Below are 1,858 nucleotides of genomic sequence, written 5' to 3'. Positions count from 1 at the left end.
TTATTATTCGTAAACTGATTGAAAGAGGCATCGTTAAAACCGTGAAATCAGCTAAGAAGCTGGTAGATCGTAAAGAAGCGGTGGTTTGGGATATCCTGGAAAACGTACTGAAAGGTCACCCGGTAATGTTAAACCGTGCGCCAACCCTTCACCGTTTGTCCATACAGGCTTTCCAGCCTAAACTGGTGGAAGGTAAAGCGATACAGTTGCACCCACTCGTGTGTTCTGCGTTTAACGCGGATTTCGATGGTGACCAGATGGCGGTACACGTGCCTTTGAGCAATGCTGCTGTGCTGGAAGCCCAACTGCTGATGCTGTCTTCTCATAACATCCTTAACCCGCAGAATGGTACGCCAATCACCCTGCCTTCACAGGACATGGTTCTTGGTCTGTATTACATTACCAAGGGTAAGAAAACAATGGGTGATGTAGTGGTTAGAGGAGAAGGTAAAGCTTTCTACTCTGCGGAAGAAGTAATCATCGCACTGAATGAAGATCGCATCGATCTGCATGCTCACATCCGTGTTAAAGCTGATGTAAGAACGGCGGATGGTACGCTGGAAAGAAAACTGATCGAAACTACGGTAGGTCGCGTACTGTTCAACCAGCACGTACCTAAAGCAGCCGGTTATGTTAATGCCCTGCTGACCAAGAAATCACTGCGTGAAATCATCGGTGATATCATCAAAGCAACAGATATTCCTAAGACTGCGAAGTTCCTGGATGACATCAAACAATTAGGTTTCCGCATGGCGTTCCGCGGTGGTCTGTCATTTAACATCAATGACCTGATCATTCCAGACGTGAAGCAAGACATGATTGATGGTGCAGCTGGTGAAGTAGAAGAAGTTTGGGATAACTATAACATGGGTCTGATCACCAATAACGAACGCTATAACCAGATCATTGATATCTGGTCACGTGTGGATACGAAAGTGACTGAAACCCTGATCCGTGAGCTGGCAACAGACAAGCAAGGATTCAACTCTGTATACATGATGTTGGATTCCGGTGCGCGTGGTTCCAAGCAGCAGATCAAACAGCTGGCTGGTATCAGAGGTCTGATGGCCAAGCCGCGTAAGAGTGGATCTACCGGTTCTGAGATCATTGAAAACCCGGTATTGTCCAACTTTAAAGATGGTTTGAACGTATTGGAATACTTCATCTCTACGCACGGTGCCCGTAAGGGTCTTGCGGATACGGCGTTGAAAACAGCGGATGCGGGTTATCTGACCCGTCGTCTGGTGGACGTTGCGCAGGATGTGGTAATTAACGAAGAAGACTGTGGTACCCTCCGTGGTATTGCTACTTCAGCGTTGAAAGATAATGAAGAAGTGATCGAAACACTGTACGACCGTATCCTTGGACGTACTTCCCTGCACGATGTATTTGATCCTCACAATGATGATGAGTTGATCGTAGGTGCTGGTCTGGAAATCACTGAAGAAATTGCGCACAGAATTGAAGAAAGTGCTATTGAAACCGTAGAAATCCGCTCCGTACTGACTTGCGAAAGCCGTCGTGGTGTGTGTGTGAGATGTTACGGTAAAAACCTGGCGAGCGGTTACACTGCACAGAGAGGTGATGCTGTAGGTATCATCGCTGCACAGTCGATCGGTGAGCCTGGTACACAGTTGACACTGCGTACCTTCCACGTGGGTGGTGTGGCCGGTTCTACTTCCGTTGAATCCGGTATGCCAGCTAAGTTTGATGGTACTGTACAATTCGATGGCTTACGTACTACCACCTATGAAAACAATCAGGGTGAAAAAGTACAGATCGTTATCGGTCGTACCGGTGAGTTGCGTATCATGGACGTGAAAAATGATCGTCTGCTGGTAACCAACAATATCCCTTA

1 pseudogene is annotated in these 1,858 nt (G+C 47.1%); it reads left to right on the top strand.

Going from position 1 to position 1,858, the window contains the following annotated elements:
* A pseudogene (locus VIP81_RS01960) lies at positions 1-1,858 on the top strand (DNA-directed RNA polymerase subunit beta'); the annotation flags it as partial.

Source organism: Chitinophaga sp. (assembly GCF_036566945.1).
In the GTDB taxonomy this organism is placed as follows: domain Bacteria; phylum Bacteroidota; class Bacteroidia; order Chitinophagales; family Chitinophagaceae; genus Chitinophaga.
The sequence above is the reverse complement of the archived record's forward strand: the minus strand, read 5'-3'. Positions and strand labels throughout refer to the sequence as shown.